The organism is uncultured Gimesia sp. (assembly GCF_937919775.1).
GTDB lineage: Bacteria > Planctomycetota > Planctomycetia > Planctomycetales > Planctomycetaceae > Gimesia.
Window position 1 is genome coordinate 1 of record NZ_CALFPF010000365.1, and the last position, 12,427, is coordinate 12,427.

Genomic DNA, 12,427 nt, shown 5'->3' on the forward strand with positions numbered 1-12,427 from the left:
TAAGTCTTCGTTTCATCTTTGATTCTACTGAGAAACAGAACCGTGGCTATGAATCTCAGTGATTTTCCCGATTCACAATCAATTCCAGACCGGGCCGCGGTTTCAGAATCGTCTCTTTGATGAAATCAGGCTTGAGAACCAGATCGGCGAGTTGCTCCCGTGGAAACCAGGCAAACACTTCCTCATATTGCTCTGGATTCCCATTCAATTCTCCCCCGTTCCAGGCGACTTCAAAAATGGTACAGATCTCGTGAAAGTGCCTGCCGTCCAGGTCAAAAAAATTCTCGACGATGATCGCCGGCCGAATCACCTCGAACCCCGGGCCGATCTCCTCGGTTAATTCTCGCCGCAGTGCGATGTGAGAGTCTTCATTCGTTTTAATCCTGCCCCCTGGCAGAAACCACCAGTCATGTCCCGGCGGACGGCACAACAACACCTCCGCCCCGCGCGTCACAATCGCCGCCACCCGCAGGTTCACGCGATAACCATTCAAATCGACGGTGATATCTGTCATGTGAACACGTTGTCCAGAGAATCATATTTCACAACAAGCTCCCGGTGAAAAACTATCGCGTGTAGGTCCCGACGGATTTGCCGTTCGCCAGAAACGTCACTGTGCCACCTTTCACGTTGACTTCGACCGCTTTGACCGCTGCATCAATCGTCGCAACCGGCTTGGCATTCACGGTCAATTGTTCGGGAGCCACCACGATGAGAAAGTGTGGGGTTTTAATCTGCGCGGTATCCCCCATAAACTGGGTTTCTAAATACCAGGCGTCGGCACTCGCCGTCACCGAACGACCATTGGCCAACGTACCGCTGGTTGAACCGCCGGATGTGGCCGCCAGCACCAGGACGCCAGCCACCAAAACCATCGCCATCAAACCGAGAACAACACAACCACGTTTCAGCCAGACAGTGATCCTCGAACGCTGGGACATCTCAACCTCCGTGTGTGTGTGAAAGAACGATTTACTGACGTACACGATAAATAATCACCGAAAACGGGTCAATCACAGTTCAGCAGTACAACAGACTTGACGTAGATCCAGAACAGAAATTTGAGAAGTCGCCAATTCGGTTCCTAATATTTCAAAAAACGAGATCAATCAACGAGATTCATTCTCAATCCACCGCTTGAGATCGTCCCGAATCTGTTGCTCATCCTGCGCGCTGGTTAAACTTCCCGGACGATAATTGAAATGGGTAACTACCTCAGCAAACATCCATACCCCATTCTCGCAAGTTCCATATGCTTCGATCTGACGATCGCATCGACAACCGTCAGTATAGATCACAAAACGAGACGGTAGCGTCCAGGATTCAAGAAAAGATTTCGTATCGGAAACGCTTTCATCGGGCCATTCATGCGCCACAGGAAACTTAATTCCTTGGCGCCATGTGAGCAGAAAACAGGGCCCGTCTTTACCCTGCCAGTCTTCGAGAACCGAATCGCACACCGGACAACGAAGAGGTGGGTCGGGGATATAATGATCGAATAAACTCATAAATCCGTGTTCTTAACTTGAAACGCTGCTCAAACTAAAATCTCCTGCACCAGCAGGCCTTCCTGCATTAAGGGAACCTGCGACACCACCTCTCCGCCCGGGTCAATCACCGCCGTCGGGCCGTAGGAAATCTGCCCGTCCCGTTCGCCGGTCACATCGGAGGACAGCAGCCAGAGCCCCGATTCCCGTGTCCGCTCAGCCCGGATCGCGTTATGTTTCTCTTTCCAAGTTTCGGCATTTTCCGGATGCAGCATATTGTAACAGGGACAGACCACGAGCGACGCCCCCTGGGTCGCCACCGCCGCTGCCCGCTCTGGCACCTGGAGTTCATAACAGATATTAATCCCGAACCGCAGCCCGTCCACTTCAAAAAGCGGCGTCTCTACTCCCGGCGCAAACAGTCGTTCCCCGGGCGCCAGACGATTCTTGCGATGATGTCCCAGCAGCTTCCCTCTTTTCACCACCACCGCCGTGATATGCAAACTCTCTCCCGCTTTTTCAATCATGCCGATCACCAGCGTCGGCTGCACCGACTCCAGTTTCCTGAGAATCTCTGCAAACTGCCTCGACGCCAGATCGATGGCCCGCCGTCGTGCCTGCCGTTCTTCCACGATATAACCCTGCAGATAACATTCAGGAAAGCAGACCAGCATCGCCCCCCGCTCCGCGGCACGCGTGGCAAAGTCGATGATCGTTTCCAGAGACTGCTCCAGATCATCCTGCACATCAAACAACTGACAGGCCGCGACGGTGAATTGCTGTTTCATTTTTTTGCCAATCGCCAAATCAGAACAGAGGCATCACTACCTCGAAATCAACATGATCAAGCCAGACAAATCCGGCTCATGCCGGGAAGTTCTCAATACACATTAAGCGTCAAGCTGCTCCAGCCATTTTGAAAACCACTCGGCGGGCAGTTGGACCTTCGAAAAATCCAGGTTTTGCAGCGATTCCGGAGTGTAGGTATTGTCCAGATACATCTGCCACTGCAGGTGCAGATCGAGGGCCACATCTGCGACGGCTGCTTCGATGTTGTTTTCGTGGTCGAACTGCCCCATATGAAATTCGTCGGCCCACCAGGCGATTTCCTGATGAGTGTAAGGCGAATTCTCAACATCCAAAGCGTATCGTAATACCAAAATCAGGGACTCTTTCGTCAGCGGAAGTTCAATCACCTGACAATGTGTTTCCGTCCATGAACCTGCCTCCTGATTACGATCAGGCTGTTTTGGATCGGGTTGATTATCATGATTGACCATCCCGGAATCACCTCATCCTATCATCAAACAGTTATCTCAGGCATCACGATCACCAAACCTCCTACTTACGGCAGTTCGGTCGCGCCCATCAGGTAGCGGTCGCATTCTCGGGCGGCGCCGCGGCCTTCGTTGATGGCCCAGACGATCAGGCTTTGTCCGCGACGGCAGTCGCCGGCGGCGAAGACCCCTTCGACGCTGGTTGTGTACTGCTCGTGCTCGGCTTTGAAGTTTGAACGGGCATCGGTTTCCAGCTGCAGCTGCTCGCTGATGATGTGCTCGGGGCCGACAAAACCCAGCGCCAGGAAAACCAGATCGCAGGGCAGCTCTTTTTCCGAACCGGGAACCACGCTGAACGGCGGGCCGTTCTCGACCGGTTTGGACCAGTCGACTTCGCAGATTTTAATCCCGGTCAGATTGCCTTGTCCGTCGCCGGTAAACTCGACCGTCGACATCTGGAACATCCGCGGATCTTTCCCGAAAACAGCAGCCGCCTCTTCATGGCCGTAGTCCACCCGGAAAATTTTCGGCCATTGAGGCCAGGGGTTATTCGCTGCCCGCGTCGCTGGTGGCGGCGGTACAATTTCCAGGTTGATCAGGCTTTCGCATTTCTGTCGCATCGAAGTCCCCAGGCAGTCGTTCCCGGTATCTCCACCGCCGATGACAACGACTTTCTTGCCTTCCGCATTGATAAAGTTTTTCACGGGGGAATTTTGATAATGCGTATTTTCCAGACCCGATTCCAGCAGGCTTTTCGTATTCGCCGACAGATATTCCATCGCGAAATGCACGCCTTTCAGATCGCGGCCGGGAATCAGCAGATCGCGGGGCTTGGTCGCACCGGTGCAAAGCACGACGGCGTCGAAGTCTTTCATCAGTTGATCGGCTTTGATATCAACGCCAATCGACGTATTCGTGACAAATTTAACGCCTTCGTCGGCCAGCAGATCGACGCGTCGCTGCACGATCCATTTTTCCAGTTTCATATTGGGGATGCCGTACATCAGCAAGCCGCCGATACGATCATCGCGTTCAAAAACAGTCACGCTGTGACCGGCGTTGTTGAGCTGCGCAGCCGCCGCCAGCCCTGCGGGACCGGAGCCTACCACAGCGACTTTTTTACTGGTCCGAACCTTAGGAGGATTCGCCACGACCCAGCCTTTATCGAAGGCGTGATCGATGATCGAATTCTCGATATTTTTGATCGTCACAGGTGGTTCATTAATTCCCACCACGCAGGCCCCTTCGCAGGGAGCCGGGCAAACCCGGCCGGTGAACTCGGGGAAATTATTCGTCTTGTGCAGACTGTCAATCGCATCCTGCCAGCGTCCGTGATAGATATGGTCATTCCACTCGGGAATCAGGTTATTGATCGGGCACCCGGATGCCATGCCGGCCAGCGTTTTTCCGGTATGACAGAAAGGAATGCCGCAGTCCATGCAGCGCGCGCCCTGATTTTTGAGTTCACCATCCGTCAGATGATCGTGAAATTCGTTCCAGTCAAGAATGCGCAACTCGGGTTTTCTGTCGACACCCAGTTCTCGTGGAAATTCCATGAAGCCCGTTGGCTTACCCATAATTCTATCTCACTCTAAAAAAAGTTTGCTCTGTTATTCGTGGAAGAAATGCACTCGGAAAGACGCGCCTCTCACCTGAATTGAAAGTTCAAGGAACGCCAGACGAGGCCTGCTTAAACGGCGACTTCAGCCTCTTCCGCCGCCATTTCTTCCAAGGCCCGTTTGTAATCGATGGGCATCACTTTCTTGAAAGATTCGAGTTCGGATTCCCAATGATCCAGGATCATTTTAGCAACGGTCGAACCGGTAAATTTGCGATGATTATCAATCAAAGCTTTGAGTTCTGCGACGTCATCGGCTTCTTCCACCTGTTCCAGTACGACCGTCTCCAGATTGCAGTTCTGCAGCAGCAACCCATCCGGATCGTAGACATACGAAATACCGCCCGACATGCCCGCTGCGAAGTTTCTCCCGGTTTCACCCAGGATCACTGCACGACCGCCGGTCATGTATTCGCAACCGTGATCGCCGATCCCTTCGACAACCGCTTTGGCGCCGGAGTTTCGGACACAGAAGCGTTCTGCCGCCTGACCGCGAATGTAAACTTCCCCTTCGGTGGCACCGTAGAGGTTCACGTTGCCCACGATGATGTTTTCTTCCGGCAGGAATGTGGAATCGGCAGGCGGGTAGATGATGATTCTTCCCCCGCTGAGTCCTTTACCCACGTAGTCGTTGGCATCGCCTTCGTGTTCAATGGTAATGCCGTGCGCCAGCCAGGCCCCCAGACTCTGTCCGGCAGAGCCCGTGCTGTTGATGTGAATCGTTTCATCGGGCAGACCGTCGGGACCATGATGCTTGGAGACTTCATGGCTCAACATCGTGCCGAACGTACGGTCGGTGTTCTTGAGTTTGACGTCAATAATCACAGGCTCACGATTCTGAATCGCGGGCTGTGCTTCACTGATGAGGACATTGTCCAGAACCACATCCAGACCATGCTGTTGATCCCGTGTGCAATACGTGCCCACATTCGGATGCGGTTTTTCGGCAAGCCGCAGAATCGGTGTCAGATCCAGGTGCTTCGCTTTCCAGTGCGCGACGGACTCGTCCAGTTCCAGTACATCGCTGCGGCCGACCATTTCATTCATGTTACGGAAGCCGAGTTCTGCCATGAGTTCGCGGGCTTCTTCCGCCATCAGGAAGAAGTAATTCACCACGTGCTCCGGCTGACCGGCGAACTTCTTGCGCAGTTCCGGATTCTGTGTCGCAATTCCCACGGGACAGGTATTGAGATGACACTTACGCATCATGATACAGCCCAGGGTAATCAGCGGCCCGGTTGAGAACCCGAACTCTTCTGCGCCCAGTAAATTGGCAATCACCACATCGCGACCGGTTTTCAACTGGCCGTCAGTCTGCAATCGCACGCGGCTGCGTAAATCGTTCAGAACCAGTGTCTGATGGGTTTCGGCGATCCCCAGTTCCCAGGGCAGACCGGCATGTTTGAGGCTGGTCAGGGGAGAAGCCCCTGTACCACCGGAGGCACCTGAGATCAGAATGTTGTCGGCGTGCCCTTTGGCGACACCGGAGGCAATCGTTCCCACGCCGACTTCCGAAACGAGTTTGACGCTGATCCGCGCGGAAGGATTGGTATTCTTCAGGTCGTAGATCAACTGAGACAGGTCTTCAATCGAATAAATATCATGGTGCGGCGGCGGACTGATCAGTCCCACTCCCGGAGTGGAATGACGGACCGCAGCAATGATCTTATTGACCTTATGCCCGGGCAATTCGCCCCCTTCTCCCGGCTTGGCACCTTGAGAAATCTTGATCTGCAACTCATCGGCATTCGTCAGGTACCAGCTGGTCACACCAAACCGGCCGGAAGCGACCTGCTTGATGGCGGAGCGTTTGGAATCGCCGTTCTCGAGAGGTTTGAAGCGGCTGTAATCTTCGCCCCCTTCTCCCGTGTTGCTTTTTCCACCCAGACGATTCATGGCGATGGCCAGCGTTTCATGCGATTCGGCAGAGATCGAACCGTAGCTCATGGCGCCGGTGCAGAAACGCTTGACGATTTCCGTCACGGGTTCCACTTCGTCGAGGGGAATGGAATCTCGTTTTTTGAATTTCAATAAACCGCGCAGGTGACACTCACGGGTCGTCTGTTCGTTGACGGCTTTCGCAAACTGCTTGTACGCGTTTTTGTCTCCCGAAGTGGCAGCCGCCTGCAGGTTGGCAATATTTTCGGGTGACCAGGAATGCTTTTCTCCATTGGCACGCCAATGATAAACTCCGGGGTTAGGCAGACCGGGGACCCGGTACTGTTCCCGATGCGGATAACCGATGTCGTGCCGCATCTCGCATTCTTTAGTGATGACGTCAAAGCCAATCCCCTTAATCCGGCTGGCGGTTCCGACAAAACAGGTATCGATGATTTCCTTATTCAAGCCAACCGCTTCGAAAATCTGTGCCCCTTTATAACTTTGCAGCGTCGAAATGCCCATCTTGGCCATGACTTTCAGCATGCCTTTGCCGACCCCTTTGCAGTAAGCGGCGACGATGGAATCCCGGTTCCATTTGGCGGCATCGAGTTCGCCGGCTTCCAGCGTGTGCCATAAAGATTCAAATGCCATATAAGGATTGACCGCATCGGCACCGTAACCGAACAGCAGACAGTGATGATGCACTTCGCGGGCTTCGCCGGTTTCCAGCACGATACCAATCTGTGTGCGCTGTTCGTTACGCACCAGATGATGATGCACCGCACCGCAGGAAATCAATGTCGGCAAACAGATTCGATCACGATTCACAGCGCGGTCTGACAATGTAATCAGACTGAAACCGTCGGCAATCGCCTGTGATGCTTCTTCCCGAATCCGATCCAGGGCAGCCCGGAACCCGGCTTCTCCAGCCGACTTGGGATAGGTGGTATCAATAGTTTTATTTTTCCAGCCACGGTAATCCATAGCCTTGATGGCGGCCATCTCTTCGTTGGAGATGATCGGCTCAGGAATCAACAGACGGTGGCATTGCTCTTCGGTTGATTCCAGCAGGTTCCCTTCGGGGCCGATATAACACTCGAGTGTCATAATCACTTCTTCCCGAATCGAATCGATAGCCGGGTTCGTCACCTGGGCAAAGAGCTGGTGGAAGTAATCATAAATCAGACGCGACTGATCACTGAGGCAGGCCAGAGCTGCGTCATTGCCCATCGAGCCAATCGGATCTTTCTTGGTTTTGATCAGCGGAATCAGCATGAACTTCATCGTTTCAAACGTAAACCCGAAAGCCTGCATGCGGGACAGCAGTTCGGCCGGGGGAATCTCCTCGACTTCATCAGCGGGCGGAAGATCCTGCAGCTGAATCCGCTGGTTTTCGAGCCAGTCAAAGTAAGGTCGCTTGGTGGCGTACTTTTCCTTGATCTCTTCATCGGGAATCAGGCGGCCTTCTTCGAAGTCAACCAGGAACATTTTCCCCGGTTGCAGGCGGCCTTTTTCCTTGACGATTTTGGGATCGACTTCGAGCACGCCCACTTCGCTGGCCATGATCACCCGGTCATCGTGAGTTACATAATAACGACTGGGCCGCAAACCATTCCGGTCCAGCACGGCGCCGATGCACTTTCCGTCAGTGAAGGAGACGGAAGCCGGTCCGTCCCACGGTTCCTGCAGCGCAGAGTAATATTCATAAAAGGCGCGTTTGGCGACGGAGATCGAGTGATGATTCTGCCAGGCTTCGGGAATCATCATCATCATAACTTCCGGCAAAGGACGACCGGACATCAACAACAGTTCCAGCGCATTATCAAAGTTACCGGAGTCGGAACAGTGGGGTTCAATGATCGGGAATAACTTTTCGATGTCAGCCCCGAACAGATCGCTGGACATCTTGCCCTGTCGCGCGTACATCCAGTTGGCATTGCCGCGCAGTGTATTGATTTCTCCATTATGGGCCATGAAACGACACGGCTGGGCGCGATCCCAACTGGGGAACGTATTCGTGGAGAACCGGGAGTGGACCATCGCCAGATGACTGGTGAAATCTTCGGCCTGCAGGTCCGGATAGAAAGGCATCACCTGATCCGGGGTCAACATCCCTTTGTAGACGACCACTTTGCTGGACAGCGAACAGAAGTAGAACATCAATCCCTGAGGCAGACTTCCTTCGCGCAACTGGCGGCTGGATGACTTCAGAATAATATAGAGATTTCGTTCGAGATGGTCCTGATCGGCCACTTTACCATTCGAAGTAGAGATGAAGACCTGCTCCATATGAGGCATGGCACGACGGGCGGACGGGCCGATGTCGGCTTTGTCCGGGGAGACAGGCAGTTCACGCCATCCCAAAACGATGAGCCCCTGATTATGGACGGCTTCTTCGACGACCTTGCGACAATGTTCCCGCTGGGCGGCATCGGTGGGTAAAAAGACGACCCCCATGCCGTAATTTCCCTGAGCAGGGAGCTCGAAACCCAAATCCTGTTTGACAACCCTGGTCAGGAATTCATGAGGCATGGAGACCAGAATTCCGGCACCATCGCCGGTATTTTCTTCACAACCGCATGCACCCCGGTGAGTCATATGGCGCAGCATTTCGTCGGCGTCGAGCACAATTTGATGCGAACGTTCGCCTTTGATGTGGGCCACAAACCCGACACCACAACTGTCATGCTCAAATTCCGGATCATAAAGTCCATGCGCTTCCGGTAAACTACCCACTCGGAAAATGGAGTTTCGATCATTGTTTTCGGAATCAGTTCCACGTCGAACGGTTCGACTCGTCATCTTACTTCACCATTCAAACTAATGTTTAACAAAATCGATGCCAATCGGCATGCTGTTATTGCGAACCAACTTCGCACTCTTACTCAATCGCGACAGACTGCCCTGGAGAGGCAGAGGCCTTACTCTTTATCCAGCTTTATCCGGGGTAAACCGGAACGTTTTCTGTCAAAGATCATCTAACGGCTTGACCTGAGTTACTCTATCGGAGAGCCCTCTCCTGACTCAGAATCACTGGATCCATCCGAACAAGAAAATAAATACCTGCAGGGAAACAACCCGCTTACTCACGCGCTATCAGAGGACCGAACGAAAATGCATCCATACTGGAAGACTGATTTCTTTCAGACGCGGATGCCTCGGCCGATTCTCTGCGAGCGAGTGAGAAATTCGCGGGGTCTTCATGCAAGACTTCTATGAACTTCGAAACCACATCGGGTATCGATTTCTGTTTTCTTTGAATGATGCCGATTGGACGGTACCATTCGACCTGTTCCAGGCGTACCACATTCAGAGACTGATCCTGAACTTCCTTATCGACCGTAGGCAGAGGCAGAATTGTAATGCCTGCTTCCGCTTCGACGGCCCGTTTGATGTTTTCAATATTATCAAACTCATGAATCAACTGAACGTGAACACCAGATTTTTTTAACCAGCGATCTATTTTTTGTCGAACGACTAACTCTGATGTGAATGCCACGAAAGGCTCATCTTCAATTTCACTGACCGCGCAACTTTCCCGTTGGGCCAGAGGATGTCCGGGGTGAACCACCAGCACCATCGGCTGTTCCTGCCATAAAATGCTGGTGAGTTCTTTGTCTTCTTTGGGAAAGGAAACCAGCCCCAGATCGGCCTGGTTTTCGCAAACTCGCTGATATACTTCATCCGGATGCAGATAATCCAACGTAACCATGACATCGGGATGCAGGAGCTGGAAATGCTCGACGTAATCGTACATCTGCGCGAGACCGACCGAGTAGATCGCTGCAATTCTTACTCGATTTTTCGTTTGCCCGACGGCACGTCTGACTTGCTCTTCCACCAGCTCGAATGACTTTAACAGCTGCTGGCAGCCATTGAAATAAATCTTGCCCGCTGGTGTGAGTTCGAATGGTCGTTTGGAACGGTCAATCAGCTGCGCGCCCAACCGTTTTTCCAATGCATGCACTGCCTGACTGGCTGCTGACTGGGATACACGACGAACCTCGGCAGCTTTGGAAAAGCTGCCCTGCACGACGACATCACAAAAAAGCTCAGCATTACGCAGATGCATGGACGTGAAACCAGTTCGATTTATAAGGAAAACTAATAATAATAGGTTTGAAGTATTTCAATTTCGAATACGGGACAGTGTAGGGTTCAAACATACGTTAAGTCAAGCGCATGCGCATCTGAAAATCATGCCGGTAAACCTCATGAACTAACCCATTTACGCAAAACCAATGCATTAAAACACTTACAAATACATGTCCGCAGGGTAAGCAGGCACAAAATTGCCAGTTTGCTCAAGACACACCGCCAGAACTAATGAGAAAAACAGCCATTTCTGACCATTTTCTTTAATCCTGACACTTATTCTCGCCGTTGGGTGTATTAATTTTACTGATAGTGAGAGAGAGAAGACGTCTTTCCAATCCTGGGCTATGCTTGGAATAAAATCCGAATGGCCTGCCCCCTGAACTCAGGGAAATCAGAAGCAGACTCATAAAATGGACGCATGCGAATTTAAAAATAGTGAAAGACAAAACGAGCTGCAAAGCTACTCAACTCGCCTCTACAAAGATAACATCAGCATTCTCTACTGTAAGGGAATGCAGTTAATCATGTTCATATCCCGTCTTTCTCTTTTCAATCGAATTTAAGGAACTCTGATGAAGAAACTATTCTCACTTCTGACCCTGCTCTGCATCGTGGGAACGCTCCCCGTACTTTCAGGCTGTGGAAAACCGGCTGAACAAGGGGGACAAAAAGCAGCGGAGGCAGCCGAAGCAGCGAAAACATTAGATCCGGCTGAGTCCATGATGGTCATGATCAAAGGCATCAATAACCAGCAAATGGAAGCCGTCTGGAATTTTCTGCCTGCCAGTTATCAGACAGACGTGAATGGTCTGGTGCATGAGTTCTCTACGAAAATGGATCCGGAAATCTACGATGGGACGTTCCAGACCGGCCAGCGAATTGCCAAACTGCTGAAGGATAAAAAAGAGTACATCCTCAAAAACAAGACGATTCAGGGCTTGCCCGTCCCTCAGGAAAAAATCGCCCAATACTGGGAGCCGACATGCGGTATCTTAACGGCGATTTTCAACAGTGATCTTTCCAGCCTGGATAAACTGAAAAGTTTTGACGGCGGAAAGTTTCTTTCCTCTACCGGCAACCAGCTGGCTAAAAATGTGGTCTCTTTCTCGGATCTGATTCCTACCAAAGAAGGAGAACCCAGCTTTTCCGATAAACTGAAGCAGACCAAAGTGACCGTCGTTTCTACTGAAGGCGATACTGCAACCATTAAAATTGAAGCCCCCGGTGAAGCGCCCAAAGAAGAGCAGATGGTCAGAGTCGAAGAGAAATGGATTCCCAAAAATCTGGCTGACAACTGGAAATCCAAAATGGAAAATGCTCACAAGCAACTGGCAGAACTCACGCCGGAAAAAGTGACCGCTCAGAAAGAACAGACACTGGCAGGTCTCGCTAAAGTGAATGGCGTACTGGAGCAACTGGAAAAAGCGGAAAATGAAGAACAGTTTAACAAAACGCTGAATCCGATTGTCGCCCCGGTTGCCATGTTCGCCCCGATGCTGATGATGCAGATGTCGCAATCCATGATGGGAGCACCAGCAGGCCCGAGCCTGGGAGATGAGACCCCCGTCGATCCGAATTCTGTGATCACGATTGTGATTGCCAAAAAACTCACGAACGAAGAGCAGGACCCGATTATCGAGCAGATTCTGCTCTCAGCCGATGATTCTGATCAGATCAGAATTGCTCCGATTGCAGAAGGTGAAACGACCATTTTTAGAATTTCTCCCGTTGGCAATGTGGAAGAGTTTGCCAAGAAGATCAAATTTGGCAAGCCCACCAAGGTCGATTCCAAAACCCGTTCGATCACAGTGGAACTCAACAAGTAAATTTGATTTCACTTAATCGCAAAAACGAAAAAAGGCCACTTCTCGTGAACAAGGGAAGTGGCCTTACATTTTGCTGGTTTGCGCAGCAATCATTCATTTCTGCAGGGGAGACTAAGCAGCCTCTGAGACGTCTTCTTCATCTTCGCCACAGGCTTCGACTTCGGAATCCCACTCTTCTTCGCCTGTTTCATCTTCGTATATGAGATAGTAGATCTCGTTCATCGCTTCTTCCAGATACGA

9 protein-coding genes are annotated in these 12,427 nt (G+C 51.8%); 1 reads left to right on the forward strand and 8 read right to left on the reverse strand.

Annotated features, from left to right (window positions below; translation table 11 throughout):
- Positions 1-55: 55 nt before the first annotated feature.
- From Q0294_RS10055 to Q0294_RS10090, 8 genes are all read right to left on the reverse strand, one after another.
- On the reverse strand, positions 56-514 hold the full coding sequence (locus tag Q0294_RS10055; protein ID WP_299464247.1) for an NUDIX domain-containing protein: 459 nt from the start codon (positions 512-514) through the stop codon (positions 56-58).
- Positions 515-566: 52 nt separating this feature from the next.
- Positions 567-941: a hypothetical protein gene (locus Q0294_RS10060; RefSeq protein WP_299464250.1), complete on the reverse strand. Its 375-nt coding sequence runs from the start codon at positions 939-941 to the stop codon at positions 567-569.
- Positions 942-1,109: 168 nt separating this feature from the next.
- On the reverse strand, positions 1,110-1,508 hold the full coding sequence (locus Q0294_RS10065; RefSeq protein WP_299464253.1) for a hypothetical protein: 399 nt from the start codon (positions 1,506-1,508) through the stop codon (positions 1,110-1,112).
- 29 nt (positions 1,509-1,537) lie between these two features.
- A complete protein-coding gene (locus tag Q0294_RS10070) occupies positions 1,538-2,275 on the reverse strand; it encodes a carbon-nitrogen hydrolase family protein (protein ID WP_299464256.1) in 738 nt (245 codons plus the stop codon).
- A 102-nt stretch (positions 2,276-2,377) separates the two neighbouring features.
- Complete coding sequence (locus Q0294_RS10075; protein ID WP_299464258.1) at positions 2,378-2,767, reverse strand: hypothetical protein; 390 nt, start codon at positions 2,765-2,767, stop codon at positions 2,378-2,380.
- 65 nt (positions 2,768-2,832) lie between these two features.
- Positions 2,833-4,341, reverse strand: a complete 1,509-nt coding sequence (locus tag Q0294_RS10080) for a glutamate synthase subunit beta (protein WP_299464261.1) — start codon at positions 4,339-4,341, stop codon at positions 2,833-2,835.
- Between the two features lie 113 nt (positions 4,342-4,454).
- Positions 4,455-9,065 (reverse strand): glutamate synthase large subunit, encoded by a 4,611-nt coding sequence (gene gltB, locus Q0294_RS10085; protein ID WP_299464264.1) that lies wholly within the window; start codon positions 9,063-9,065, stop codon positions 4,455-4,457.
- A 280-nt stretch (positions 9,066-9,345) separates the two neighbouring features.
- Complete coding sequence (locus Q0294_RS10090; RefSeq protein WP_299464267.1) at positions 9,346-10,335, reverse strand: LysR family transcriptional regulator; 990 nt, start codon at positions 10,333-10,335, stop codon at positions 9,346-9,348.
- 598 nt (positions 10,336-10,933) lie between these two features.
- Between Q0294_RS10090 and Q0294_RS10095 the strand changes: the two genes are divergently transcribed.
- Positions 10,934-12,187: a hypothetical protein gene (locus tag Q0294_RS10095; protein WP_299464270.1), complete on the forward strand. Its 1,254-nt coding sequence runs from the start codon at positions 10,934-10,936 to the stop codon at positions 12,185-12,187.
- The last annotated feature ends 240 nt before the right edge of the window (positions 12,188-12,427 follow it).